The organism is Synergistaceae bacterium (assembly GCA_031267575.1).
Lineage (GTDB): Bacteria > Synergistota > Synergistia > Synergistales > Aminobacteriaceae > JAIRYN01.
The window spans coordinates 1-25044 of sequence record JAIRYN010000042.1 but is presented as its reverse complement, the minus strand read 5'-3'; the positions used below and the strand labels follow the sequence as shown (position 1 = coordinate 25044).

Annotated in this window: 24 protein-coding genes; 16 read left to right on the top strand and 8 right to left on the bottom strand. The window is 50.8% G+C overall.

Annotated features, from left to right (window positions below; genetic code table 11):
• Positions 1 to 97 precede the first annotated feature (97 nt).
• The 5 genes from LBJ36_06170 to LBJ36_06150 all read right to left on the bottom strand — a co-directional run bounded on the left by LBJ36_06170 (position 98) and on the right by LBJ36_06150 (position 4830).
• Positions 98 to 427: a hypothetical protein gene (locus tag LBJ36_06170; protein ID MDR1378622.1), complete on the bottom strand. Its 330-nt coding sequence runs from the start codon at positions 425 to 427 to the stop codon at positions 98 to 100.
• The gene (locus LBJ36_06165; GenBank protein ID MDR1378621.1) at positions 424 to 2589 is read right to left on the bottom strand and encodes a heavy metal translocating P-type ATPase; all 2166 of its coding nucleotides are present in this window, start codon (positions 2587 to 2589) and stop codon (positions 424 to 426) included. The genes LBJ36_06170 and LBJ36_06165 overlap by 4 nt, the downstream gene beginning before the upstream one ends.
• Before the next feature lie 35 nt (positions 2590 to 2624).
• On the bottom strand, positions 2625 to 2852 hold the full coding sequence (locus LBJ36_06160; protein MDR1378620.1) for a YtxH domain-containing protein: 228 nt from the start codon (positions 2850 to 2852) through the stop codon (positions 2625 to 2627).
• 82 nt (positions 2853 to 2934) lie between these two features.
• Positions 2935 to 3408 carry a HutP family protein gene (locus LBJ36_06155; protein MDR1378619.1) on the bottom strand — a complete coding sequence of 158 codons (474 nt, stop codon included), beginning with the start codon at positions 3406 to 3408 and terminating at the stop codon, positions 2935 to 2937.
• Between the two features lie 213 nt (positions 3409 to 3621).
• Positions 3622 to 4830: an HD domain-containing protein gene (locus LBJ36_06150; protein ID MDR1378618.1), complete on the bottom strand. Its 1209-nt coding sequence runs from the start codon at positions 4828 to 4830 to the stop codon at positions 3622 to 3624.
• 422 nt (positions 4831 to 5252) lie between these two features.
• Here LBJ36_06150 and LBJ36_06145 point away from each other — a divergent pair, with 422 nt between their 5' ends.
• Positions 5253 to 5555: a DNA-binding transcriptional regulator gene (locus tag LBJ36_06145; protein MDR1378617.1), complete on the top strand. Its 303-nt coding sequence runs from the start codon at positions 5253 to 5255 to the stop codon at positions 5553 to 5555.
• A gap of 138 nt (positions 5556 to 5693) precedes the next feature.
• On the opposite strand, the gene LBJ36_06140 is transcribed toward LBJ36_06145, so the two are convergent.
• Positions 5694 to 7724: a S9 family peptidase gene (locus LBJ36_06140; GenBank protein MDR1378616.1), complete on the bottom strand. Its 2031-nt coding sequence runs from the start codon at positions 7722 to 7724 to the stop codon at positions 5694 to 5696.
• Between the two features lie 306 nt (positions 7725 to 8030).
• Here LBJ36_06140 and LBJ36_06135 point away from each other — a divergent pair, with 306 nt between their 5' ends.
• The 11 genes from LBJ36_06135 to LBJ36_06085 all read left to right on the top strand — a co-directional run bounded on the left by LBJ36_06135 (position 8031) and on the right by LBJ36_06085 (position 18859).
• Positions 8031 to 8858 (top strand): transketolase, encoded by an 828-nt coding sequence (locus tag LBJ36_06135; GenBank protein MDR1378615.1) that lies wholly within the window; start codon positions 8031 to 8033, stop codon positions 8856 to 8858.
• The gene (locus LBJ36_06130; GenBank protein MDR1378614.1) at positions 8855 to 9808 is read left to right on the top strand and encodes a transketolase; all 954 of its coding nucleotides are present in this window, start codon (positions 8855 to 8857) and stop codon (positions 9806 to 9808) included. The genes LBJ36_06135 and LBJ36_06130 overlap by 4 nt, the downstream gene beginning before the upstream one ends.
• 45 nt (positions 9809 to 9853) lie before the next feature.
• Positions 9854 to 10549: an ATP-binding cassette domain-containing protein gene (locus LBJ36_06125; GenBank protein ID MDR1378613.1), complete on the top strand. Its 696-nt coding sequence runs from the start codon at positions 9854 to 9856 to the stop codon at positions 10547 to 10549.
• Positions 10536 to 11420 (top strand): ABC transporter permease, encoded by an 885-nt coding sequence (locus LBJ36_06120; GenBank protein MDR1378612.1) that lies wholly within the window; start codon positions 10536 to 10538, stop codon positions 11418 to 11420. The genes LBJ36_06125 and LBJ36_06120 overlap by 14 nt, the downstream gene beginning before the upstream one ends.
• A gap of 142 nt (positions 11421 to 11562) precedes the next feature.
• Positions 11563 to 12807, top strand: a complete 1245-nt coding sequence (locus LBJ36_06115) for a peptidoglycan DD-metalloendopeptidase family protein (GenBank protein MDR1378611.1) — start codon at positions 11563 to 11565, stop codon at positions 12805 to 12807.
• Between the two features lie 33 nt (positions 12808 to 12840).
• Positions 12841 to 14142, top strand: coding sequence for a peptidoglycan DD-metalloendopeptidase family protein (locus tag LBJ36_06110; GenBank protein ID MDR1378610.1), 1302 nt, complete (start codon positions 12841 to 12843; stop codon positions 14140 to 14142).
• Positions 14143 to 14293: 151 nt separating this feature from the next.
• On the top strand, positions 14294 to 15568 hold the full coding sequence (locus LBJ36_06105; protein MDR1378609.1) for a S41 family peptidase: 1275 nt from the start codon (positions 14294 to 14296) through the stop codon (positions 15566 to 15568).
• A gap of 74 nt (positions 15569 to 15642) precedes the next feature.
• Positions 15643 to 16929, top strand: a complete 1287-nt coding sequence (locus LBJ36_06100; protein ID MDR1378608.1) for an adenylosuccinate synthase — start codon at positions 15643 to 15645, stop codon at positions 16927 to 16929.
• A gap of 4 nt (positions 16930 to 16933) precedes the next feature.
• Complete coding sequence (locus tag LBJ36_06095; GenBank protein ID MDR1378607.1) at positions 16934 to 17398, top strand: GNAT family N-acetyltransferase; 465 nt, start codon at positions 16934 to 16936, stop codon at positions 17396 to 17398.
• Between the two features lie 26 nt (positions 17399 to 17424).
• The gene (locus LBJ36_06090) at positions 17425 to 17673 is read left to right on the top strand and encodes a hypothetical protein (protein MDR1378606.1); all 249 of its coding nucleotides are present in this window, start codon (positions 17425 to 17427) and stop codon (positions 17671 to 17673) included.
• Between the two features lie 67 nt (positions 17674 to 17740).
• The gene (locus LBJ36_06085; GenBank protein ID MDR1378605.1) at positions 17741 to 18859 is read left to right on the top strand and encodes an aminopeptidase P family protein; all 1119 of its coding nucleotides are present in this window, start codon (positions 17741 to 17743) and stop codon (positions 18857 to 18859) included.
• 152 nt (positions 18860 to 19011) lie between these two features.
• Here LBJ36_06085 and LBJ36_06080 read toward each other — a convergent pair whose 3' ends face one another.
• Both LBJ36_06080 and LBJ36_06075 read right to left on the bottom strand, forming a co-directional pair.
• On the bottom strand, positions 19012 to 19719 hold the full coding sequence (locus LBJ36_06080; protein MDR1378604.1) for a Bax inhibitor-1/YccA family protein: 708 nt from the start codon (positions 19717 to 19719) through the stop codon (positions 19012 to 19014).
• A 46-nt stretch (positions 19720 to 19765) separates the two neighbouring features.
• Positions 19766 to 22222 (bottom strand): AAA family ATPase, encoded by a 2457-nt coding sequence (locus LBJ36_06075; GenBank protein ID MDR1378603.1) that lies wholly within the window; start codon positions 22220 to 22222, stop codon positions 19766 to 19768.
• 195 nt (positions 22223 to 22417) lie between these two features.
• Between LBJ36_06075 and LBJ36_06070 the strand changes: the two genes are divergently transcribed.
• From LBJ36_06070 to LBJ36_06055, 4 genes are all read left to right on the top strand, one after another.
• A complete protein-coding gene (locus LBJ36_06070; protein MDR1378602.1) occupies positions 22418 to 22822 on the top strand; it encodes a hypothetical protein in 405 nt (134 codons plus the stop codon).
• 141 nt (positions 22823 to 22963) lie between these two features.
• Positions 22964 to 23374 carry a nickel-responsive transcriptional regulator NikR gene (gene nikR / locus LBJ36_06065; protein MDR1378601.1) on the top strand — a complete coding sequence of 137 codons (411 nt, stop codon included), beginning with the start codon at positions 22964 to 22966 and terminating at the stop codon, positions 23372 to 23374.
• Between the two features lie 512 nt (positions 23375 to 23886).
• Positions 23887 to 24546 (top strand): metal-dependent transcriptional regulator, encoded by a 660-nt coding sequence (locus LBJ36_06060; protein ID MDR1378600.1) that lies wholly within the window; start codon positions 23887 to 23889, stop codon positions 24544 to 24546.
• A 72-nt stretch (positions 24547 to 24618) separates the two neighbouring features.
• Positions 24619 to 25044 (top strand): EamA family transporter (locus LBJ36_06055; protein MDR1378599.1); only part of this gene is annotated, 426 nt, incomplete at its 3' end.

Genomic DNA, 25044 nt, shown 5'->3' with positions numbered 1-25044 from the left:
CGCTGTCTTTGTATTCTCTGTTGGCTTTGTATTCTCTGTTGGCTCTGTTGTCCGTCATACCCAACCTCTGGTGTAATGAAGTTCCTCCGAGTTCAGTCTACAGTAAAAGAAGATACTCGGCAATATTGGAAAAAACGAGATGCCGCAGGTCCTCCATGAATTTTTCGAGGGCGGATTGTCGTTGGTCCGGAGCAAGAGTTTCCCATTCGTCGATGCGGGAGAAAAGAGGCGCGGCACACATCAAAAGGGGGAGGGGCAAGCGTTTTTTGTCATACTCCAGCAACAACCCCCGCGTACGGGGGTTGATTTCTACCTTACATACGCCGCTAATTTTCAGGAGTTCTTCTTTGAGACGCTCCGCAAAAGCCGGATCCGCCAGCAAAGAGGAGCGTAGTCGCACCCGTCCCTCCACAAAACTCTCAATCACGATTCAACCACCGATTCAATCATAGCCTCGACAGCTTCAACAGCTACCTCGCGTTCCTCTTCTCGTTCTATTTCCAGTGTTTTTTTCAAGACCGGCGTCAGGCTGTAAACACTCGAAGCGATTGTCGCTAGATTGTGCAACAACGCGGAAACGGCGGGCGTAATAGCTCCGCCAAGCCCCAAAGCCAACAACAGAGAGTTCACGCCTACGATAAACGCGTAGTTGCGGTAGATCTTGCTCATCGCTCTGGTGCTCAGTTTACGTACGTCCACAATACCCTGGAGGCGATTCTCGGACAACACCACGTCCGCCACCTCCTGAGCGATGTCCGCGCCGCTACACATGGCGATGCCCACGTCCGCCGCGGCCAAAGCCGGCGAGTCGTTAATGCCATCGCCGACCATGACCACCTTTCCCAGTTTTTTCAATTGATTGATGGCCTTCGTTTTATCCGCCGGGAGGAGCTGCGCGTGAACTTCGTCGATACCGATCATCTCCGCGACGTTTTCAGCCACTTGGCGATTGTCGCCCGTCAGCATGACGACACGGACAATCCCGACCTCGTGGAGTTGCTTGACAATTTGACGGGCGTCCTCTCGCAGAGGGTCTTCGATGCACAAAACGCCCGCGAGCTTGCCGCCCACGGCCAAATAAAGCAGAGAATATTTGTCGGATTTCCGGCCGATCAACTCTTTCTGTTCGGGTGTGCAGATCACGGCCTCATCTTCGAATATGAAATGCGAGCTGCCGATCAAAACCTTCTCTCCCTGGATACGGGACGCTATGCCGTGAGCCACCGCGTATTCCACCGTGGAGTGTTCCTCTCGGTGAGACAGCTTCTCTTTTTCGGCCTGCTTCACCACAGCCTGAGCGATGGAGTGAGGGAAATGCTCCTCCAGACAGGCGGCAGTCCTCAGAACCATCTCCCGAGAATATCCCTCGAAAGGTAGCACTTCCGCCACACTGGGAGAAGAAACGGTAAGGGTCCCCGTTTTATCGAAAACGACGACCTCTGCGGCGGCCAGAGCCTCCAAAAACTTGCCACCCTTCACCAACATTCCCCTCTTTGCCCCTTCGCGCATGGCGGAGAGAATGGAGAGGGGCGTAGATAACTTGATCGCGCAGGAGTAATCCACCAACAGGGCGGAAGTGGCTCGCACGGCATCCTTAGTCCAGAGGTAAATTCCCCCTGCCAACAAAAAGCTATAGGGAACGATGGCGTCCGCCATTTTTTCCGCCCGGTTTTGGATGTCAGCCTTCAATTCTTCCGACGCCGCGATCATCTCGGCGATCTTGCGAAGGCGCGTTTCGCTGTCGAAGGCGGTGACGCGGACGACCAGCTCGCCCTCCTCCACCACGGTTCCCGCGTAGACGGATAACCCCGGCACACGGTGAACGGGTTCTGACTCTCCCGTCATGGCGGCCTGATTCACCATGGCGTCACCCTCGCAAACCACGCCATCCACTGGGATGACGCTGCCAGCCCGAATCACGACCCAGTCCCCGATCTGTAGCTCTCCCATGGGAATCTGTGACTCCTGTCCTTCCCTTCGCACCCATAACTTGTCGATGTTGAGGGCCAAACTATCGGTCAGGCTTTCCCTGGACTTCTTGTGCGTCCAACTCTCCAGCAGATCCCCCAGAGCCAATAGGGTCGTAATAACGGTAGCCGTGCGAAAGTCGTGGCGCAACAAAGACACTCCCACTGCGGAGGCGTCCAAAACAGAAACGTTGAGGCCCTTTCTATGCCACAAACTGACTATCCCCCTGCCAAGGAAGGGAAGGGAGCGAAAAAAGGTAAAACCATAGCGCAACAAGCGAGGCAAAAAAGCTCGTCCTACCACGCCGCTCAAAAGGGAAACCACAGATCCAGCCAATCCAGATTCATGAGGGATCAGGGCTCGTCCATCGATCTCCCCATAAAATTTTTTATCTATCAGCCGAGCTGCCGACAAAATCAACTCTCGTATGTTTTCTTTATAGACGTTTTCTTCATAACGAATCAACAAACTCCCCGTTCTGTAGGAGGCGACAGCAACCGTCACGCCGGGCTGCGTTTCTAACAAGGCGGCGATAACACACCCTTCCTCTCGCGTAAACGCCCCTTTAGGGCAGCGAAGACGCAAACGGCCGGGCAACTCGTGCTCTATCGAAAATTCCATCCTTCAGTTAATTCCATCCTTCAGTTAGTCGGTTTTCAGTTTGTGTTCGCCTTCTGCTCGTTGACGTATTTCGCCTCGGCGACCATGTCTTCGACCGCTTCTTTGACCCGTTCGGCCGTGGAAGCGACGCGATCTTTGAGTTCCAATCCCTTGCTAACGATGGCAACAGCGGTTTTCTTTCCCGCTTTACTTTTGGCAAAACAAACGACTCCCGCTCCCACAGTCATGCCGATTATAAAAAAAAGCGCTCTTTCGTATTTCATCTCTCAAATACCTCCTGTCGATATGTTGGCCTGGACAAACATTGTCGAAGCCACATTATACATTATATTTGTCCAGGCTCTTTCAAAGATGCATTACCCCAAGTCCACAACGATCGTGATGGGCAATGACGTGGGCGGCGCAGTCCCCAAAAATGGCAACGGCCAACCACCGTTCGTTGCGAACGATAGCGATTTTCGCTCCGATGCTGAGCTCGATCAGCCCCCTATTGATGAAACTATCTCCTGCCTCAATTGCCGCGTGAATTAGCGCGTGCATTTCACGGCTATTTTTTTCGATGATCCCCGCGTTTAAAGAAGCACCGACCAAAGCGCGAACCATTTTTTGAGGCAAATCACTCAACAACCCCCCGACCTCCGTGGCGACAACACGCCAACCTTGCTCTTCAATATGGCGCCTGCAATCCGCTTCCATATCGGCGTCTTTCGTGATTGCCAAGAGAATGGCCGCTCTCGCCACATCGTCTGCGCCCAAGGTAAAATTAGATAAGTACTTGCGTCCACTCTCTTTGGAATATATCTCCGACGCTTCACCCACATTGCCTGCCTCCGATTTTTCCAGAAGTTCGTCTAATTATTATAAGTTATCGTAAACGGCTCTTTCTTTTTTCTTTCTTCTTTCTTTTGTCAAAAGCGATGCGGTGAAAGTACTTCAGCATCCAAAACTTCAATATTGTCTGATTTTTTAATAAGCGAAAATACTTAGTCGATTCTGAAAGATTAGCTTTCAGTAATAGCTTACTTTTCAGCCCTATACCCTAATATTTGAAACGTAAGGTTCGAGTTTACGTTTTCCGAAGTCGTCCAAGGCTTCTTTGATATAGACCTTACCCTCCTTGCGAATTTTCAGGATTTCAAAGGGGATAACGCGCCGTCCCCGTTCATCGAGGCAAAGCAGAACCCGGGGGCAAAGCAAGTCACGCTCTTTCGTCTCTAGAACAATCCCCACCCGCTGATCGGACAACAAGACCACCGTTCCTGGTGGATAGAGACCGATGGCGGAGAGCAGAGCGCGTACAACCCGGCTATCGAAATCGGAGTTTGTGAGGCCAATCACTCTGGATATAGCCTGGTCGCCGCGGCAGGAGTATCCCTCCAGCAATTCACTCGTCAGGTTTTCAAAAGCGTCGGCCACGGCTACAATGCGGCCCGACATGGGGATTGCCTCTTCCTCCAAACGATCGGGGATACCTCTTCCGCTCCATTTCTCGTGATGAGACCTGATGGCACCCAAGATGTGAAGATCCTGAATCCCCATATCTTTCATGAGAGTTTCCCCCAATAGAGGATGACAGTTGAAAATTTTAGACGCGCCAGGAAAGACTTTTCCCTCGTGTTTTTCGCTCCCTTCTCTGTCCCAGAGGAGCTGAGGAAAAAATGCCTTGCCCACGTCGTGAAAAAGGCCACCCACGACGCAAGCCTCTACGAAGGAAGGCCACAGGGGGAAAAGCCTTTGCGCGATATACCCCGTCAAAAGGGCCACGTTGATAGAATGAATATGTGGACGCTCCCTTTTTCGCTCTTCCGTATCCACCAGAGAGAGGGTGATTTGCGGTGTGCGCCGAATCTCCCGAGGCAGGCAGGAGGCAATGGTCATCATGGTCCGAGCGCCCCGTTCGCGTAAGGCGCGGTCCTCGATATTTCGGTAGATCACCCCAAACTGGTGAATGGCGACCCGGGTCAAAAGTGGATTTAATTCCGCGACAGAGGGGACGAGAGAGCCCAAGGCCGTCCGAAATTCCCCCGCTGTGATCGTGGGGACGCTTTTCACCTTCACATGTGTGATACCATGTTTCAGTAGGCACGACACGATCTCCGGGTTCGTTTCCCTTAGCGCTGCCACACTCACGCCCGTTGGCAGGATCACGGACTGGGATTTCGATAGAACATCTTCGGCGACAACGCCTTCCACATCCAATAATTCCCCAATAGTCACATTCCAAACCTTTTTTTTCATCATTTCCCCCGTTCGCTTAACGTATCACAAAATCGGTACTCTTCCCTTTTACGCTGTGCAAAAATATTATATAAAATAAAAAGTGATTCAAAATATCTATTACGATTCGTGTATACTATTTAACAGGTTAAAGAAAGAGACGAGAGTTCAAAAACACTGTAAAGCAAAAAAGATGGGTTGCAATCCCTTAATCGGCGTAGATTCAGAAATTTTGCCCAGGGATGTTGAGAAAAAGGGTAAGCAATTCCAAAAGATGATGAGGTCAGCAACGGTGCTTGTGGAATATTTTCGAACGTTTTTACGAGTTTTGCGAGATTCAGCTTTTTCTTTGACTTCATAGTCGAAGAAATACTATGCGAAACGTATCTACTAGGTTATAAGTAGGTATTAGTACGCTGAAAGGATCGGAAGAGAGGTGACTCGTTATGGCAGAAAAATGGAAAGATGCGCTGACGGACAAACTGTGTGATGCTTTTTTAGTGTTGGAGAGCCGAGAGGAAATGTACAACTTCCTTGAGGATGTGGCGACTATTGGAGAGGTCAAAGCCCTGGCTCAACGGCTGGAAGTCGCTAGACTTCTCAGCGAGAGCAAAACTTATCCTCAGATCGCGCAACTGACGGGAGCAAGCACTGCGACCATCAGCCGCGTCAAAAAGTTTTTGGACTACGGGGCCAACGGCTATAAAATCGTTTTGGAACGCATCGAAGAAGAAGAGGAAGAAGCATAGGGTAAAAATTAGGAAGAGTAGGTATTCGGGTATGAGACAAAAGCGAAGGCCGAAAGCGTGGATGTATGTGGATGTATTCGGCTTTCGCTTTTGTGGATAGCGATTGTGGATAGTGGTATTGACGGCAGTGGAGCAAGGTTAAAGGTGAGTATCGAACCAGTCAGAGATCTCCCGCAGACGCGCCAGACGGTTGCGGGGCTTGCCAGAACGGCTGAGTTCGTGATTTTCCCCCTTGAACACGCAAAGGCGGCTCTTCACCCCCAGGGCTTTCAAAGCCGTGAACATCTGAAAGGCTTGATTCAACTCACAGCGAAAATCTTCTGTAGAGTGAATGAATAGGAGTGGAGTTTTCGCTTTGCCGACGTATTTCAACGGGGAATCGTTCCAGGGATTTTCCGGGGTTTTCCAGGGGGTTCCCAGGTGTTGGTCCTCCACATAATAATAGCCGATGTCGCACCCTCCGAACTTGGAAACCCAGTTGCTGATACCGCGTTGGCTTACGGCGGCCTTGAAACGGTTGGTCTGGGTGATGATCCAGTTGGTCATGTAGCCGCCATAAGATCCACCCGTGACCCCCAGTCGGGAACCGTCCACAAAGTCCAAGTTTGCGACGCACCAATCCGTAAAAGCCATCAGGTCGTGGTAGTCGAGATCGCCGTAACGGCCGCGTATATCCTGAAAGGCGCTTCCCCGCCCGTCTCCACCCCGGGGGTTGCAGTAGATCACCGCGTACCCTTTGGCGGACCAACACTGCATTTCATGATGGTAAATGTCTCCGAAAGCTGCTTTGGGGCCTCCATGTATGTGGAGCAAGGTGGGGTATTTTTCGCCCTCTCTAAAATTTGTCGGCTTCATATACCAACCGTCCAGCTTCCAGCCCTGACCGTTGTCCACGGTGACGTGAATTGGCTGCGACAGACACAACTCCTCGAACAAAGGGCGGTTGAAGCCGGTGAGGCGTTTTTCTCTACCTGATTCATGATCTGAATCCAAAAGGTAAAGTTCAGGTGGATAGAGTCCTTCGTAGGCGACGAAGGCCACGCGCCCCGACTCCTCCGCACAATAATCAACCACGGCGGACGTGGTGAAAGTAAGCGGTTCCGCCCGTCCATTTTTGCTCAACTCGTACAGCCGGCTCTTTATAACGTCCGTCGCGCAGAACACGGGTCCTTTGAAGCGCGCGCTTTCCTGACGAGTGTTTTCTTTGGCCAAGGGGAGGGCGCGTGGGGAAAACGCTCCGCTCAGTTCTGAACATCCGTAATGGCTGTCCGCCACGACAGCGTGTCCCAAGCTACTATCGAGGTCGGGTGTCAAGCAGATCAGCTTTTCCTCTTCGAGAGCGTAAAACTTTAGGTTTTCATTGACCCCCATTTTCTCGTGGTTCGTCCCTGTGACTAGAACGGTACCTCCCAACCAAGCGGCGTGAGCAAAGGTAAAAGATAATCCCGGACTGAGGCAGCGCATTGAGCCTGTGAAAAGATTCAACTTGTAGACGGCGTTCGTTGATGGTTTGACATCCTGATAATCCACCCCCACTACAAGGGCCTCGGTTTTGTTTCCGTTCAATGTATAGCGGGCTACATCCATGAAGGGAGGGGTCAGGCGATCAAGTTTCCCGGTTTGAGCGTCGTAGATCGCCAAGGCCGTCCGTTGTTGGCCGATGTATCCCTTACCATTGGCCATGAAAGGAATTTGATCAAAAATCATGATATCGGCGTCCTCTGGATTCTCGTACTCTGGTTCGTAAACTGCCGTCAAGAGATAACGGCTCTCGTCCAAGGCGCGGATGGCACTGACGGCACGGGGCACGTTGAAAAGAAACGTCGTCTCTCCCCCCTGGAGGTCGATGAAATAAAAGGACGAGGAAGGGGGGGTTTTTTCATTGCTCTTTTCATTGCTCTTTGCATTGCTCTTTTCGTTTCTTTTAGACGCGAAAACCAGAGAAGTACTGTCATGACCCCAGCAAAAAAACTTTTCAGTTCCCGAACTCGTCATTTTTCGATTGACGCCGCTTTCGATACTATGGACCCAGATATCTGAATCATATCCGTTTTTTTCCGCGTTCGGCCGTGAGACGCGAAAGGCGATATGGCCACCGTCAGAAGAGAAGCTCGGATTGGATAAAAAATGAAAATTCAGAAGATCCTGTTGCCGCACATTACGTTTCATCGTAATTCCTCCATAATATAAAAACATCAATATAAAAATATCATCGTAAATCTTCATAAAAATATCATCGTAAATCTTTGTGAATCTCGATAAAATTATATAATGACGCCCGGAAACGCCGGAAACGATAGAAATATCGCCCGAAACAAAACGCGGCTGTTTTATCAAACATTGACGAGGTTTTTGCTTTTTATCTCTAATCTCTAATCTCTAACTCTATCTCTATTTGCTATTATCGTTTTTTCCCGATAAAATCTAATAGTGTGCTTCTGTATGCTTTATAGTTCGACAAAAGAGTGGTGTTTCATGATGGACGCTGTCGCTTTGGCGAAACTAAAAGCGCGAGCTTTGGATGTCCGGCGTGATGTGGTTCGGATGATAGGTGTCGCCCGAAGCGGGCATATGACCTCTTCGCTTTCCGCCGCCGACATCTTGGTGTGGCTTTATGGTGTTGTACTTTCAATCCGGCCCAAAGAACCCTTGTGGGGAGAGCGGGATCGTTTCGTCCTCAGCAAGGGGTCGGCAAGTCCTGCCTTGTACGCGACGCTAGCGGAGCATGATTTTTTCGATCATGAGGACCTTTGGGAATACCGTCGGTTAGGTAGTACGCTTCAAGCTTTCGCGGATCATCGCCGGACTCCGGGTATTGACGTTTCTTGTTGTCCTTTGGGTATGGGGCCGGGGATCGCTTTGGGGTTGGCTTTGGCTCTCAATGTTCAGGTGCCGGCGGCCCGAGTTTTTTGCTTGGCGGGGGATGGTGAACTACAAGAGGGCTCGGTGTGGGAGGCGCTAATGGTCGCCGCGCACCATCGATTAGGAAACCTAACCCTCATTATCGACAGAAACGGCTTTCAATTGGAAGGGGAAACGGAGAAGGTCGTGGCCCTGGAGCCCTTGGCGGAAAAATTTAAGTCCTTCGGCTGGGTCACTGTCAATGCGGACGGACACGACATGCAATCGCTGGACGAAGCTCTCGCGTCATTGCCCCAAGACCGAGCGCGGGTGGTGATCGCTAAGACAGTGCGGGGCAAGGGTATTCCATCCCTCGAACGAGGAACTTCAAACGGCAAGGTCGTGCTCGACCACCAGACCACAGACAGCCTCTTGAAAGAATTGGAGGGAGGGCGTCAATGACGGAAACGCTGAAGAAAAGCCTGAGAGACGCCTATAGGGACGCCCTTCTCTCTTTGGCAGATTCCTATCCCGATTTATTCGTGCTAGACGCGGATGTAGGCTCCTCCACGAAAGGGGTCGCCTTTGGACAACGATACCCGGACCGTTACCTGAATCTCGGCGTATCGGAGCAAAATTTGGTGCTGACGGCGGCAGGCATGGCTATGGCGGGACGTTGTGTGTACGCTGGAGCGTATGCCTCATTTCTCGTTGGGCGCGCTTACGAGCAAATCCGCTCGGCTGTGGCACTGCCTGGCCTGAGAGTCCATCTGGTGGGCAGCCACGCGGGCGTGACGGTGGGAGAGGATGGCGCGATGTACCAGATGCTGGAGGATATCGCCTTGATGAGAGCTCTTCCCAACGTGGTTCTTTTGGTTCCCTCCGACTACGTGTCCGCCCGGGCGTTACTGCGCGAGACTGCCGCCCTTAGAGGTCCCTCCTACACCCGCCTCGGTCGGCCGGAACAACCGCTGGTCTACAAACTGGAAGACTCGGATTTTCGTGTCGGAGGCGGTCGGATACTGAAGGAAGGTTCCCAGGTAACGATCTGTGCTTGTGGTATCATGGTGTACGAGGCTTTGAAAGCGGCGAAGGTTTTGTGCCAGCAAGAAATTGATGTAGAAGTGGTAGACTGTTATTGTCTTCATCCTTTCCCAGCGCGTTTAGTTTTATCTTCCCTACAACGCACAGGGTGTTGTGTGACGGCGGAGGAACATTTTTTGCCGGGCGGCCTCTTCGAAATCGTGGCGGGGTTGGCCGCGCGAGAATATCCTGTTTCCGTGCATCCGGTGGGCGTAAAAATCGGTTTTGGCCAAAGCGGGTCGGCGGAAGAACTGAAGGAGTATTATGGACTCACAGCAGACCATATTGTCAGTGCCGCCGTGTTAGCGTGGACGATGCGCCGCAGATAGCAGATAAATGCATAAAGCAAGAGCGAGAAGGGGAAAGCGTTACTGATGAAGATAAAATTTTCGGGTGTGACCAAACAATTCAAGCCCGATATTACCGCTTTGAAAGATGTGTATTTGGAAATCGACAAAGGGGAGTTTGTCTACGTGGTGGGGGCTACGGGGTCGGGAAAATCCACCCTGTTGCGCATGATCACACGGGAGGTTTTGCCTACCAAGGGATCCGTCTCGGTGGGGGATGTGAATCTACGCAAGATGCGCCAGTGCGATATTCCCTATTATCGACGGGACGTGGGTTTGGTCGCGCAGGACTTCAAACTCATTCCTCACCTTACAGTGCTGGAAAACGTCTCCTTCGTGATGGAAGCCATGTCCGTTCCTCCAAAGATGGTGGAGTATCGCGCCAACAAGGTGATTGAGCAGGTGGGACTCTGGCGCCGACGTTTTATGAAGCCTCCTCAACTGTCGGGAGGCGAGCAGCAGCGAGTGGCCATTGCCCGCGCTCTGGCCAATTCCCCTTCGCTTTTCGTGGCGGACGAACCTACAGGAAACTTGGATTTTCGTACCTCCGCGGAGGTCATGAAGATTCTTTTGGCGATCAACGCGGCGGGTGTGACAATCGTCATGACCACCCACAATCAATATATTGTGGATTCCTACCGGCAACGGGTCATTGAGCTGGACGCGGGGAAGGTCGTGCGGGACGAGCACGCGGGAAGGTACGCTCTGGATGACGGTCTTTAGTTACGTTCTGCGGGATACGGGTCGGCTCTTAGTGAGACATTGCTTCCTAAGCCTCCTAACGCTGATCACTGCGGCCGCGATGATGTGGATTCTGGGTCTTACAACGCTTTTTTCCATGAATGTTCAGAACTTGCTTCAAAGACTGGAAAGCGAACTGGTGGTTCAAGCCTACATCAGAAAGGGCAGTGAGGTTGGAAATTTGGCGGAGCGGATCCGCGCCATGGAATCCGTCGCCTCTTTAACCGCTCTTTCACCGGAGGAGACTCTGAAGAAACTCCAGTCTAAAATGGGAAGCCAATCTCACGCCCTGGATTTAATCGGCGAAAACCCCCTACCGTGGAACTTCGAGATTCGCGTAAACAGCGCCGCAGAGGTTTCGCATTTGGTGCGGACGTTGATGGCGATGCCTGAGATCGAGGACGTGGTTTATGCTGGACTGGTGGTGGAGCGAGTCGTCGCTATCTCCAGGATAGCGTCCAAGGCCGCTATGGCAATGTTCGTCTTGTCGATCATAATCACGTCTTTGGTGGTTTACAATACTATCCATATTTCTCTCTACTCCAGGCGAGAGGAGATCGCCATCATGTTTTTGGTGGGAGCGACCCGTAGCTATATCGCCACACCTTTCGTTTTGGAGGGGACGTTTTTGGCCCTTTTGGGATCCATCGTCGCGGTGGGGGGCATCACGTCGGCTTATTTGCCGGGCATCCGTCTTTTGCAGGAGAGCCTGCCTTTCCTCAGTTTGGTGGGGGACGTGCGCACGATCGGAAAGTTTGGGGTGCTGCTAACGGCGTTTGGCGCTACCTTGGGTTGGGTGTGCAGCGGTATTGTGGTGACGCGTTTCATGAATTCGACGACGAAGCCGCTATAAACGATGGCGCTCGTGGAATCTTTCTACGAGCTTTGCGAGATTCAGTTTTTTCTTTGGCTTTATAGTCAAAGAGATACTATGCGAAATATATCTATTCGTTATAAGTAGGTATTAGTACGCTGAAAGGATCGGTTTGCCGGTAGTGCGGAAAGGAAAAACGACGGACAAGGTTCTGAAAATGAGTTGTTGGGTGTTAATCATCCTGACGCTGATAGTGGCTTGTGACCTACGAATCGCGTGGGGAGCGGCGGCATCGGATATCGACGTGAAAATAGCAGCGGAGGAACGCCGGAGGAAAGAATTGGACCAGAAGCTGCAATCTTACCGAAATTCGATTCGACAGATGAAGGTCAAGGAAAACGACTTGCTGGTGCGCATCGACCAATCGCAGCAGGCTACGGAAAAAGCTAGGCAGGAAATGACCATTCTGGAATACCAGATCAATAAACTTCAAAAAGACATTGCTATCTTAAATGAGGTTATGGATGAGACAAAGAATCGGATTGACGACTTGGTATTCGGTCTCAAGCAGCGCATGGTCGATATCGCCAAGTACGGAATTTCCGAAGAACTTCTCTTAATCTTTTCAGCCGAGACTACTCATGCGGTTCTCGACTCCATTTACCTTCTGGACAGGCTGAACCAACACGATCAGTTTCTAATCAGTCAACTTTTGGCTAAGAAACAGGAAATCACGCTGTCCCAACAGACTCTGGAGGAACATCGCAACCGGCTGAAACAGCGAACTCAGTCTCTCGAACAGGAACGGCAAAAATATAGTTCCACAATCAAGCAGACGAACACCTACTTAGATGATATTCGACGTCAGAAGGCATTGGCCGAGAGAGCGGCCAAGGAAATGGAAGATGCCCAGAAGGCGGTTGGGCAGACTATCTTGACACTGATGCGCCAAAAAAAAGAACGGGAAGCGGTGGCGAAGAAAGCCGGGGGAAAGGGGAGCGTCGATTATTTGGCCGGAAGAATCACGCAGGGAAGAGGGTCTATGTTCGATTGGCCTCTACGTGGTCCTATGAGCAGCTCTTTTGGGTCCCGCGTACATCCGGTTTTCAAGACGAAGACTTTCCACTCGGGCATGGACATTTCCTCTCCTCGAGGAACACCTGTCAAGGCTGCGGCTCCCGGCGAGGTTCTTTTTGAGGGCTGGATGAGGGGGTATGGCCAGGTGGTCATCATCGATCACGGGCGCGATTACTCCACCGTTTACGCACACATGTCCTCCACACGCGTTAAAGAAGGGACGGTGGTCAACGCGGGGACCGTTATCGGGACGGTGGGCAACACAGGAACGACGACGGGTTATCACCTTCACTTCGAGGTACGCGTCGGCAGCACCGCGAAAAATCCTCTAGACTATCTCAAACGCTGAGAACGCATGGATTTTGAAAGGAGTGAGGATTCGGTGAAGAAAATCCTGAGAATCTTTTTCGTATCGGCGTTGTTTTTCTATTGCCCATGGATGGGCTGGAGCGCGCCGGTCGTGGACCTGGAGAACGAGATCAGGATACAAGAAAAAGCACGCGATGACTTGAATAAAAAAATACAGCGGTACAACGAAATGGCCAAGAAAAAATCTCAGGAGGCTCAGACTCTCCTGGGGCGGCTTACCAGTTTGCAGCAAAACTCTAAAGTGGCGCAGCAACAGATCAAACTCCTGGAACTCCAGTCGAACAAACTTCAAAAATCCATGGCCGAGTTGAACAAGGAAATCGCGGTGACGTCTCTCAAGGTGGACGAGTTGGTGAGAGAACTACGGTTTCGGTTAGTTAGCATGTACAAGTACGGCTCCAGGGAGGGACTGAACCTACTGCTTTCCGCGGAAAATACCCACGAAGCCGTGGCTTCGGCCTATCTTTTGGAGCGGCTTTCTCGGTACGACCAGGTAGTGATTGACGCGCTGCTGGCTAAAATGGAGGAGTTGGAACAAGGCAAACGGGCTATGGAAAAGAATAACGCGCAATTGTCGGCGCGGACTCAGGAACTGAACCTCCAGCGCAAAAAGTACAGCTCTTCTATTGATGAAACCAACACGATTTTGTCCGGAGTCCAACGGGAACGCTACAAGGCCGAGGCCGCCGCGAAGGAAATAGAACGAGCCCAACAAGAGATTGGGCGTACTATCCTCGCTTTGATGCGCAAGAAAAAAGATCGTGAGATTAAAGACCGCGAGATAGAGGAAGTACCTAACAAAGCTCCAGGCAACAGTTTAGGCAATAATCAAGTTAATAGTCAATTTAATAATCAAGGCAACAATCAAGGCAAGAACAGGGTAGAAAGCTCTCCGGTTCGAAACTATCCCAGCCTTGACCGAGATTCTATGCTGGAGTGGCCGGTCCGTGGCCCGATTGCCGCTCCTTACGGCTCACGAGTGCACCCGGTTTTCAAAACAAAGTCTTTTAACTCAGGGATCGATATCCGCGCGGTGTCGGGCGCTGCTGTCAAAGCGGCGGGGCCGGGTGAGGTGTTGTTCGAGGGATGGCTTCGGGGTTTCGGCCAGGTCATCATCGTCGACCACGGACGGAACATTTCCACGGTGTACGCCCACTTAGCCTCAACTCGGGTAAAGGAAAGAGACGCTGTGGAGGAAGGCATGGTCATCGGTACGGTAGGTAATACGGGAACCTCAGAGGGTTATAACCTGCACTTTGAAGTTCGAGTAGGGGAATCTGCCAAAAACCCTTTGGATTATCTGAAAAAAACATAATTTTCGGTAAGAGGCGACTTGTGTGTTGAAATTACGCAAGCGTATAATGTGCTCTATGCACGCGTCGACGATGGGCACATGGACACGACCACAACGACCATAGTCGAAGAGAAACGGCGTTGTGATTATGGGGAGAAGGTGTTTTTCCGCAATGAATGGCAACAGTAGTGGAAACAACGGAAGCAATCGTTTCAAGAAACTCCAGATATTATTGGGCGGGTTATTGGTAATATTCACCATATGGATGGTGTTGAAATCTGATGATTTCGCGATCGGTTCCGCGGGGGCCGCAGACATCTCCGATTTGGAAAGAATATCGCCTTTCAGCGCGAAATCTTTATGGTTGGTGCGTCAAGCGAGAGCGATCATTGAAACCTATCAGGTGGACGCGGAGTTGACGCCTATAGGAGAGGACCAACTGGTCCAGGGCGCAATCAAAGGCATGGTGGAGTCCTGGAAGGATCCCTACACGCGTTTTGTGTCCCCCGAACAATTGAAGGATGAAGAACTAGAGATGGAAGGCCAGTATGGCGGGTTGGGGATGTATATTGGAGACCGAGACGGTAAGATATTGGTCATCAGCCCCATTGAAGACACTCCCGCCGAAAAAGCTGGACTGAAACCGATGGATCAAATCGTCAAGGTAGGCGACGAGGTGGCTCTAGGATGGGATTCTCAGGAGGTCGTGAAACGTCTGCGCGGTAAACCCAACACCTCGGTGACCGTATGGATACGCCGCGACGGCGAGGAAGAACTACTGAAGTTCGATCTCATGCGCGAAATCATTAAAATTAAATCGGTCAGGCATGAGATATTGTCGGACGATATCGGTTATTTGAGGTTGACTCAATTCAAGCAGAAAACGGATGAGGAAGCCGAGGAAGCGATACGAAGTTTGATCGATCAAGGCGCCAGAGCGGTGATTCTGGACCTGCGCAACAACGGTGGTGGGTTGCTCAACGTTTGCGTTAACGTCAGCAGTTTATTCCTGGATGGTGGCCTTGTCGTGGGAACACGGGGGCGGGTCGAGAAGTCCAACGAGGAATATTACGCAAATTCCGCTCTCCATCTGACCGACATGCCCATGGCCGTTCTGATCAACGAGGGTAGTGCCAGCGCGTCGGAGATCGTGGCGGGGGCACTAGCGGACAGAGAGCGGGCGGTAACGGTCGGCAAAAAGAGCTTTGGAAAAGGCTCGGTGCAGACGCTGTTCAATTTGACGGATGGATCGGGCATATACGTGACCATCGCCCGCTATCACACGCCCTCTGGTAAGGTGATCGACCATGTTGGCCTGACGCCGTCCATCGAAGTGGAGGGGCAGTTGAATAGAGATCATGTGAAGGACGCGCAGTTGCAACGAGCGATCTCGGAACTGAGAAAGAAAACATTGAAACCGACGGCTACGGCTTCTCATAAAAGTTAAATAAAAGTTAGATAAAAGTTAGATAAGAATTAAATAAGAACTAGAAGAGCAAGAGCGAGAAAGGGCGGATGATTTTGAAGGGCAAGGTGGATATTCTTATCGGAGCCCAATGGGGAGACGAAGGCAAGGGGAAAGTCGTAGACGTAATGGGAGGAGACGTAGATGTCTTCGTCCGATATCAAGGAGGGGCCAACGCGGGGCATACCGTGATCGTGGATGGGAAGAAGATCGTTTTCCATCTTTTGCCTTCAGGGATGCTTTATCCGGGGAAACTTTGTGTCATTGGCAACGGGGTCGTCTTCGAGCCCCAACAGTTTTTGAAAGAACTGGATGAACTGCGGGAGCAGAGGCAAGATCGTGCGCGTTTGGTCGTGAGCTCTCGCGCCCATGTGGTGATGCCCTATCACAAAATCCTCGACAAAGCTCAGGAGACTTTTCGGGGGAAAGGGCATAAAATTGGCACCACCGGCCGTGGGATCGGCCCTTGCTATGTGGATAAATACGCCCGCAGCGGCCTTCGCGTGGAGGACCTACTGGATAAGGATCACTTGCGGGAAAAACTGACTTTAATTTTGGAGGAAAAAAATCGGATTTTAACGAAACTTTACAACGAAAATCCGTTGCCTTTGAACGAGACTTTTACGCCGGCGTTGGAATGGGGCAAAGCTCTGGCGCCCTATGTCGGAGACGCCACAAGCCTTCTGCAAGAATCTGTCCGTAAGGGAAAACACGTCTTGTTGGAGGGAGCCCAGGCGACTTTACTGGACATTGATCATGGGACATATCCCTATGTCACGAGTTCCTCGACTTCCGCCGCTGGAGGGTTGACGGGAACGGGACTGCCGGTGTCGTGTATCGACCGGGTGGTTGCCGTCGTCAAGGCCTATACCACGCGAGTAGGGGAGGGCCCCATGCCCACGGAAGATAAAGGTGAGGTGGGGGAATCTTTGCGCGCTAAGGGCGGAGAATTTGGAGCTACCACGGGAAGACCGCGTCGCTGTGGTTGGCTGGACTTGGTGGGGGTACGTTATTCCATGTTACTGAACGGCGTCGACGCGATTGCCCTGACGAAACTGGATGTCTTGACCGGTCTGGACGAAATAAAAATCTGTACAGCCTATGATCTGAACGGAACAAGGACAGATGCCTTCAATGGTAGCGCTCATGTTCTGGAGGAATGTCGCCCGGTGTTTGAAACCCTACCGAGCTGGAGCGAGGATATCTCAGAGTGCGTCACCTTCGAGGCCTTGCCCGAAGCCGCGCGAAATTACGTCCTTTATATTGAAGAACGAGTGGGCGTGCCTATCAAATTGATCGGGGTCGGTCCAGACAGGAACCAGACGATCGATCGAGGACTTTAGTTTTGTGCTTCTGACGGATATCCGTTTTTGCACGAAAAACGATCTAACACAAGTTTTGGAAATTGACCGAACTTCTCCTTATCCTTGGCCGGAGCGTCTTGTCAAACAAGATCTTCTTGTGGGAGACGCTCGATTCTCCTACTTGGGGGCTTTCGCTCCGGCTGTAAATGATAAATTGTTGGGATACGCCGTTTGGGGTGATGATAAAGGAAAAGCCTTGCTGATGAATCTGGTGGTTTTGCCAGAGTACCAGCGACGTGGTATTGGCGCTCAATTGGTGGTCGCTGTGGCCGAGTGCGGGATCAATTTGGGTTTTTCAACGCTTATACTGAGGGCGCGCGCTTCCAATTTTGCGGCATTATCGCTTTATTATGGTTTGGGGTTCAAAATTGACGAAACCCAAAACAACTTTTATAGCAACGGCGATGTCGCCCAACACATGAGTGTGAAATTGCCTCTTAAATTCTGAGAACCGGGCGCGAGAGAGGAGGACGGATGAGAGTCTATATTCCTTTCAATGATGGTTCTGTTGTTTCTTACGATGGGAAAAAATTTACAATCCATAAGCGTCCTGTGGATATTGATGCTGATTTGAGCGCTTTATCCGAGGGTATGGCGGCACTAATGTGGCGTGAACAGCGTAAGGAACTTGTCAAAGCCTTGGAGAGCGCCTGGTGGAAAGAGCATACGCGACGCAGGGAAAAAGAAATGAAAAAGCTTTACTCAAAAGAACTTAATAAATAACCCATCAGAATTATAATCCTATGTATTTATATTCCGAATTAGTAATTAAAGTAGGAGGTCTATGTAGATGCGGTTTGACATCATTCATGGTCGAGTGGAGAAACTCCGGGTTTTAATGCGAGAAAGAGAAATGGACGCGTTTGTTTTGCTTGTTCTCGAACATCAGAATACCGAAAGCTGTCATTATATTTCGGGCTTTCGGGGCAGTAGCGCCGCGTTGATCATTGACGGCGTTGGTGAGAGGTTGGTCACAGATGGACGCTATCAAACTCAAGCGGCTCTTCAGTCTCCTTTCGCTTTGACCATTCAAACGGGACGTCCTCTGGTGGAGTTTATTGCCAAGGTGGTCTCCGAAAACGGCTACAAATCCGTGGGGTTCGAGGGAGAAAAACTCTCCTACAATATCGTGGAGGGGGTTTTGAAAAAGGTTTCGACGAACTGGGAAGACGCGTCGATTTTCATTCCCGTTCTGCGACGCGCCAAAGACGTTTTTGAGGTAGAGGCTATCAAAAAAGCCAGCCTCATTGCCCGTCAAGCTTATGACAAGATGTTGACTCAGGCGCGTGTCGGTATGACAGAGGTGGAGTTTGGAAGCCACCTGCTTCACGAAATAAAAATAGCAGGAGCGGAAACAGGGTGGGCGCATGACAGTTTTATCGTGGCATCAGGTGAACGCGGAGCTATGTGTCATGGCCGCGCGACCCAAAGAGCTTTTGGGGTGGGGGATACTGTAACCCTCGACTATGGCGCTATGGTGGATGGCTACATGTGCGATATTACGCGCAACTTTGCCGTTGAGAAAGCTCAAAAGCAGGCGATCAAGATCGATCAAATCCTGGTGAAAGCCCATCGCGACGCGGCAAGTGTCCTCCGTCCAGGAGTCTCTGGCAAGGAAGTAGATGCCGTCGCGCGTAAGGTCATTGATGACGCTGGCTATGGGAAAAACTTCATTCACGGGCTCGGACATGGCCTGGGCCTTGAAGTTCATGAAACGCCGCGTTTGTCGCCGTTCTCGAAAGACGTCCTGAAACCGGGAGACGTGGTCACGATAGAACCGGGAATCTACATCGAAGGTTGGGGTGGTTTGCGTGTCGAGGACGATTATCTCATCACCGAAACCGGGGCGGAATGTCTTACACAATCCGACGATCAACATTTAAAAATAGCCGCGAACTCTAAAAAATAAACACTGGGTTTTCACCAGGATAGAACATTCTTCGCGGACAACAGTCTCCCGAACTTCCTTTTATCCTAGAAGTTCGAGAGACCGTTAGTTTTCTACTCTTATTTAGTTTTCTATAATCTTACGATGATTTTATCTTGTCTCTTTAGGTTTCTTTAACGTCGTTTTCCGAAGATGCGCAGAAGATAAATGAACAAGTTGACGAAGTCAAGGTAAAGACGTAGAGCCCCCATGATTGCCAGTTTCCGTCCGGTCTCGTCCTGGCCCTCCAGGTCTAATTGTCCGCCTAAATCCCGGAGGTACTGCGTGTCGTAAGCGGTCAAGCCGAGAAAGACAAACACACCTATGAAGCTAATGACGAGATCGGCGACTCCATTACGCAGAAACATATTGACAACCAGCGCGATGAGAAGCCCCCAGAGCCCCATGACCAGAAGACTGCGCCAAGTGGAAAGATCGCGTTTCGTGTAGAGTCCATAGACGCTCATGGCCCCGAACATGCCCGCCGCCGTCAGGAAGGCACTGAATACCGACTCCCCTGTGTAGGCTAGAAGCACGGCGGATAGCGTCACCCCATTCAAAATGCTGTAAACCACGAAGATCCCCATAGCGGTCGTCGCGCTGATACGATTGATCAACCCACTCAGCGCGAATACCAACGCCAACTCTACCACTACAAGAATTAACCAAACACTTGACCCATAGATTGCCCGAATCATCGAAGGGCTTGCCGCGATCCAATGAGCCGTGACGGCCGTTAAAATCAACCCCGCCGCCATCCATTGATGGACTCTGCGTAAAAAAGCGTTCATAGCTTCGATACGAGCGGCGTAGACAGAAATCGTGGGATTCATATTTGTCATTACGCATACACCTCCATATTTATTTTTCTATATTTTACTATATTCCTTAGACTTCGTCCGAATCTTTATCTTCGTACTTATCTACGTCCATACCACCCGTCAGTTCCTTGCGTAATTTGGCGTTATCTTCCAGCAGCTTTTTCAAACGGGCTTTCGCTCTGGCGTGCACGGAGTTCGAAGTGAACCCCTTCTTGTTGGGTTTCCCCGCTTTCACTCCTGTTAGGATTTCGATCCCTTCGTCGATGGTACTCACAGCCCAGATGGAGAACTTCCCCTCCTTTACGGTCTCGACGACCTCGTGATCCAGCATGAGATGCTTCACATTTTGCCGGGGAATCATCACACCTTGATCGCCCCGTGGTGAAAAGCCCTTGAGTTTGCAACACTCGAAAAAGCCCTCGATTTTCTCGTTGACGCCGCCGATGGGCTGCACGTTCCCAAATTGATCCACGGACCCCGTGACAGCAATGCCCTGTTTCAAGGGCAGGCCGGAAAGAGCCGAGAGCAGGCAGTACAACTCCGTAGATGAAGCGCTGTCGCCTTCGATGCCGCCATAATTTTGCTCGAAGGTCAGGCGAGCCGACAGGGAAAGAGGCATATCCTGCGCGTACATACGTCCCAGGTAGCTGGAGAGGATCATTAGGCCTTTGTTGTGAATGGGGCCGGTCATCTTCACCTCCCGCTCGATGTTGATCACGCCTTCTTGACCCATGTAAACATTGGCCGTGATGCGCGAAGGGTGCCCGAAACGGTAGTCCGTGAGGTCAATAACGGAGAGCCCATTGATCTGCCCCACGACCTCCCCTTCCGTGTCCACTCGCAGGACTCCGGTGGTGAAAGCGCGAACGAGCTTCTCTTGGTAGAGACTGGAGCGGTATTTTTTGTGCCGAATGGCTTTACGAACGTGATCTTCGCCAACTTGCCCCGCCTTTTCCGTTTTGGCCCAAGCGTGAGACTCTACAATCAGTTCCCGAATCCGTCCCACTTCGACCGACAAAAGCTCTTGGTCGTCGGCGGCACGGCTGGACCACTCCAAAATTTCGGAAACAGCAGAGGCATCGAAGGGCATCAATTTTTCCTCTCGGATCACGTTCACTACGAAGGAGGCCATTTCCCTCTCCGATTTCCTGTTGCGCGGCATATCGAAGTCAAAACTCGCTTTGATCTTGAAAATCTTCTGGAACTCGGGGTCATAGTGTTGCAATAACTCATAGATATAGGGGGTTCCCACCATGATGACCTTTAGGTCCATTTGGATTGGAGTGGGGCGCAAGGAAGAAACGGGAATGGCCCCGTATTGCTCACCCAAGTTCTCGATGCTGGCCTCTCCTGTCCGTAAAACGCGCTTGATGGCCTCCCATGACATGAAGTTCATCAAAACCTTTTCGGCGTCGAGAACCAGGAAACCGCCGTTCGCCTTGTGGAAGGCCCCGGCCACGATGCGCCGAAAGTCCGTGTAGAGATAGCCCTGCCGGCTCTCATACTCGACCTTTCCCGCCAGATTGTAATATGTGGGGTTCGTCTCCCAAACAACAGGCGCGCCAGCCTTCGGATCATTGCTGACAAACAAATTACCCGCGTAACGGCTGAAGTCCACCTCAGCCGACTCGTCCCGAACTGACGTGACGAAAGCCCCGAAGTTTTCGATAATGTCCTCCGCCAGTCGGTCGAACCACTTGGAGAGTTTTTCGTTATCCGCGTACTTCTCCCGGATATCCGAAAGGTAGGGTTCGATGGCGGATCTGCAGATCTCGGCTTCCAGCTTGCCGATCTCCTCTTTCAGTTCTTTTTCCATGTCTCTGATGCGTCGCAGGGACAACAGGGTCTTTTGGGAGACTTCTTCCGAGGTGGTCTGATAGGCCTTTTGCTTCTCGTCGCTCAGAGCCTCAAATTCTTCCTGTTGGATCTCGCGGACCACCGTCTTGCCTTCTTCGTCTTGGACCTCGATCAAGGGAATGTTGACAAACCCCTGAGGTGTTCGTTTCAAGGAAAATCCCTTTTCCGCCGACCAAGCTTTGAGTTCGTCCATAATCGTTCCGGCTTTTTCCTGAAATACCTTGACGAACTGGGCTTTGGCGTCCTCGTACTGGCTTTTCTCGAAGGCTTTGCTGATAGTGACCTTGAGTTCATTGACCAGCTCCTCCAACGATGTACAAAGGTCCTTGCCGCGTCCCGCTGAAAGCCGCATCGCCAGGGGTTCCCCCGGCTCGTCGAAGCTGTAGACGTAAACCCAATCGTCGGGCGCAGGAGTGGTTTTCGCGCGCGCTCCCAAACGCTCCAGCGCGTAACTGGTGCGACCGCTACCCGGGTAGCCCGTCACAAAAATGTTATAACCCCTGCTGGGAACATCAAGGCCGAAAGAAATAGATTCGACGGCACGTTCTTGGCCGATGAGACTTTTGGCTGATTTAAGTTCTTCGGTGGTTTTGAAATGCCAGCTTTTCGGGTCCGTTACCTTCCGCAATTTGTCGGGGGACAGTTTCCATTTGTCCGTCACATCCATCACGCCTTCGTTATCATATAGTAACTCTTGCGTTTTATCCTAACCCAAGTTTCGTAGCTAGGCAATCGAATGAGCACATTTAGAAGATAATCCGATATAATTTCAGTAGAACTCAAATGAATTTCTGGGGGGAGCGCCTTGTGGGATCGTTCATGGTCGCGTTTTTTAAAATATTTCTGGCCGTCTAATTTATTTATGGGCTTCAATTTTATTCTTATGGAATGGCATCGTGGCAACGCTAAAGATAGATCGCTCCTTCTGCTGATCTTCACGCCCATGTTTATCTGCATGTTGGGTTTGGTCTTGAGCTTTGCCGGTTTTGTTTTCGCGTTCATCTCCAGGCTTTTGGGGTGGTTTTTGTTGACCGCTCTTTTTGGCGGTGGAGGAATCATCTGCTACGAAAAACTACGCGAACATCAACTTTTTTCGCCCTCCCCCTCATCATCTTCTTCCTTTTCCAGCCAAACGGTCTTCTCGACGGACGCGACCACAACAGAAAACTCGAGCCAATCCAACAAGCGTTCAACGACGGATGAGGCTGGAGAAGGTTCCGGCGAAAAAACCAGGCGAAAAAAATGGTTCGAGGGAATACGCCGATGAAACAGAAAAGCCACCTGTGCCCGAAAATTATCGGGTGAGCCCTTGATCTTTTGAAATATGAAATATTGGTGCCTTATGGCCTTATGATGCCTCTGGCACCACCTTCGCGATGAAAACGTTTGAGAAGAAAGGATGAGGGACATGGCGAAAAAACTCGCGCGTTTCGGGGTAACCGTTCCAGAGGATGTCCTTGCGGAGTTCGATCTTCGGTTAGAACGTGTCGGAAAAGACAACCGTTCGGACGTCATACGCCAATTGATACGACGCTATATCAGCGAGGAACGCTGGCAGGAGGAAAAAGGCCAAGTTTATGGAACGGTGACTTTAATGTACAACCACCATGCTCCCTGCATTTCCAAGGATTTGACCGCTGTTCAACACGATCATGGAGAGAATGTCGTTTGTACGACCCACGTTCACGTAGACCACGATACCTGCTTGGAGTGTATCGTTCTGAAGGGCGACGCCTCCCACGTTAAAGCCTTTGTCGACTTGCTGAGCAAGGTCAAAGGTCTCAAAAGTGTTGATACCGTCATCACATCGGGGTTATAGCAATAGCGACATTCCAAATTTTTTACGTTATTTTCAGTTTCGACAGATTTATTCCACTGTCAAAATATCCGCAAAATGAACGCAATCAAGTTACATAGGGTCCAGAGCCGCGAGTGTACCACGAAAGCGTAGCAATACTCTACAAGAGGTGTGCCCAGATAGGGCAAGTTATCTTTGCCGCAGCTTTTCGCTGTTGACAAAACACTTTTATCAGATTAGGATGATAGCAATCTCAAATTATGATTAACGAGTTGTGTCGGGAGCCATATTAGAAGGAAATGAAGACTTCAAAGGAAGGAAATGAGGACTTCATCGGAAGTCGACAAACCGAAGAACGAAGTCCTTGATTTATCGTGTTCATCATGTTCATCGTGTTCCGGTATTCATTTGAGCGAAACTCTGAGCCAGATGTGGAATCATATTAGCGCCGTGTTCTTGGAGCCAACAAAGAGAGCGACATTTCAAATTAGGAGATTTATTTAGGAGATTTATTTAATTTAGGAGATTTATTGATGATAACTGCTCGCATCGAGGATTACTTAGAGGAAATTTTTCTTCTCGAAAGCACCGGTCGGGACGTCACCGTCACCGATCTTGCTGAACGCTTGGGAATCACCAAGGGTACGGTTACGGTTACAGTGCAAAAGCTGGTAGAGGCAAAAATGCTGAACCATGAGCGCTATGGTTCCCTTCACCTTACCGCGGAGGGACGTCAGAAGGGCCTTTTGGTTTACCGCCGGCACGAAGGGCTGCGCGCGTTTTTCCATGAACTTTTGGGAGTGGACAGGGATCGTTCTTCCGAGATGGCGTGTAGCATGGAACACTATATGGATATTGTGACGGACGACAGGCTCTATGCTATGTTGGAGTTCTTTAGGCGCGCCAGAGCCGATAAAGAACCCTGGGTTGATGAACTTTTTAACGCGATGGAAACACAGGTCTTGCTGCCTAATCCCCTTTCCGTGCTGAGAAAGGGACAGAAAGGCGTGGTGATCCGCCTGACCGCCGATGAAAAATTGCGTAAATACTTACAGGACAAGGGTTTTATGTCAGGAACGAGTATTGTCTGCCTCGACGCCTCCTCGACGGGTTCTTTGCGCGTTTCCGTGGACGGCAAGGAAATGGAGGTTCCCCGCAATGAAGCCGCGACAGTTTGGCTGCGAATGATATAGGTAGAATGAAATAGATAGAATGAAATACATTAGAAAATAAACTTCTGTGCGGGACGAGGCGGATTTGGCGGCATGAAAGAAACTACGAGAGGCGCGTGGGCGATACTCGCGACTTATGTTTTTTGGGGAGTGATGCCTGTTTATTGGAAGGCTTTGGGCTCGGTGAACTCTATGGAGATATTAGCGCATCGGGCAATTTGGTCGTGCGTGTTCTCATTTTTTCTGATAGCCGTAACCCGTAAAGGCTCGAAAATCGTTTCGCTGTTCCGGTCGAGTCGGCGCGCGCTTTCGATGTTGATGTTGTCGAGTGCGACCGTCACCGCCAACTGGGGTATTTATATATGGGCGGTCAATGACGGCAGAATACTGGAAAGCAGCCTCGGTTATTTCATAAACCCTCTAGTCAGCATCTTGTTTGGAGTCGTAATTTTTAAGGAACGACTTGGAAAAATCCAGTGGCTGGCAATCGCCATCGCGGCATCTGGAGTCTGTTGCGAA

Bases quoted from the DNA above. Each gene is read 5' to 3' on its own strand.
- LBJ36_06165 (MDR1378621.1), bottom strand. From the start codon at position 2,589: ATGGAATTTTCGATAGAGCACGAGTTGCCCGGCCGTTTGCGTCTTCGC.
- LBJ36_06160 (MDR1378620.1), bottom strand. From the start codon at position 2,852: ATGAAATACGAAAGAGCGCTTTTTTTTATAATCGGCATGACTGTGGGA.
- LBJ36_06150 (MDR1378618.1), bottom strand. From the start codon at position 4,830: ATGATGAAAAAAAAGGTTTGGAATGTGACTATTGGGGAATTATTGGAT.
- LBJ36_06145 (MDR1378617.1), top strand. From the start codon at position 5,253: ATGGCAGAAAAATGGAAAGATGCGCTGACGGACAAACTGTGTGATGCT.
- LBJ36_06140 (MDR1378616.1), bottom strand. From the start codon at position 7,724: ATGAAACGTAATGTGCGGCAACAGGATCTTCTGAATTTTCATTTTTTA.
- LBJ36_06135 (MDR1378615.1), top strand. From the start codon at position 8,031: ATGATGGACGCTGTCGCTTTGGCGAAACTAAAAGCGCGAGCTTTGGAT.
- LBJ36_06130 (MDR1378614.1), top strand. From the start codon at position 8,855: ATGACGGAAACGCTGAAGAAAAGCCTGAGAGACGCCTATAGGGACGCC.
- LBJ36_06125 (MDR1378613.1), top strand. From the start codon at position 9,854: ATGAAGATAAAATTTTCGGGTGTGACCAAACAATTCAAGCCCGATATT.
- LBJ36_06120 (MDR1378612.1), top strand. From the start codon at position 10,536: ATGACGGTCTTTAGTTACGTTCTGCGGGATACGGGTCGGCTCTTAGTG.
- LBJ36_06105 (MDR1378609.1), top strand. From the start codon at position 14,294: ATGAATGGCAACAGTAGTGGAAACAACGGAAGCAATCGTTTCAAGAAA.
- LBJ36_06090 (MDR1378606.1), top strand. From the start codon at position 17,425: ATGAGAGTCTATATTCCTTTCAATGATGGTTCTGTTGTTTCTTACGAT.
- LBJ36_06085 (MDR1378605.1), top strand. From the start codon at position 17,741: ATGCGGTTTGACATCATTCATGGTCGAGTGGAGAAACTCCGGGTTTTA.
- LBJ36_06080 (MDR1378604.1), bottom strand. From the start codon at position 19,719: ATGACAAATATGAATCCCACGATTTCTGTCTACGCCGCTCGTATCGAA.
- LBJ36_06075 (MDR1378603.1), bottom strand. From the start codon at position 22,222: ATGGATGTGACGGACAAATGGAAACTGTCCCCCGACAAATTGCGGAAG.
- LBJ36_06070 (MDR1378602.1), top strand. From the start codon at position 22,418: ATGGGCTTCAATTTTATTCTTATGGAATGGCATCGTGGCAACGCTAAA.
- nikR (MDR1378601.1), top strand. From the start codon at position 22,964: ATGGCGAAAAAACTCGCGCGTTTCGGGGTAACCGTTCCAGAGGATGTC.
- LBJ36_06060 (MDR1378600.1), top strand. From the start codon at position 23,887: ATGATAACTGCTCGCATCGAGGATTACTTAGAGGAAATTTTTCTTCTC.